At 41.0% G+C, this 229-nt stretch carries 1 protein-coding gene; it reads right to left on the bottom strand.

Features of this window, described 5'->3' with window-relative positions; genetic code table 11:
- Nucleotides 1–37: 37 nt before the first annotated feature.
- Nucleotides 38–229: hypothetical protein (locus KVT36_RS32490; RefSeq protein WP_217607548.1), on the bottom strand; the 192-nt coding region annotated here is incomplete at its 5' end.

Raw genomic sequence — 229 nt, 5'->3', positions numbered from 1 at the left:
AACAATGATACCCGCAATTTATTAGTGAACCAGTATCCTAAATGCCACCATATAACAGCGGACCTTTTCCAGCCTTCTGCTTTTTATAATAATACAATAACCAGCTTGGGATGGTAAACCCGCAAAAATAGCTGAGGGGTAAGGTATATAGCGCCGCAGCCGGTTGTTTGCCAATAAATTTGAGTGTTCCGTAAATGTGAGGAATAATGTAGCCATATTTCCACTTCGC

It is taken from the genome of Chitinophaga sp. GbtcB8 (assembly GCF_019091455.1).
In the GTDB taxonomy this organism is placed as follows: domain Bacteria; phylum Bacteroidota; class Bacteroidia; order Chitinophagales; family Chitinophagaceae; genus Chitinophaga.
Note: the sequence above shows the minus strand (reverse complement) of the source record. Positions and strands in the feature narration are given on the sequence as shown.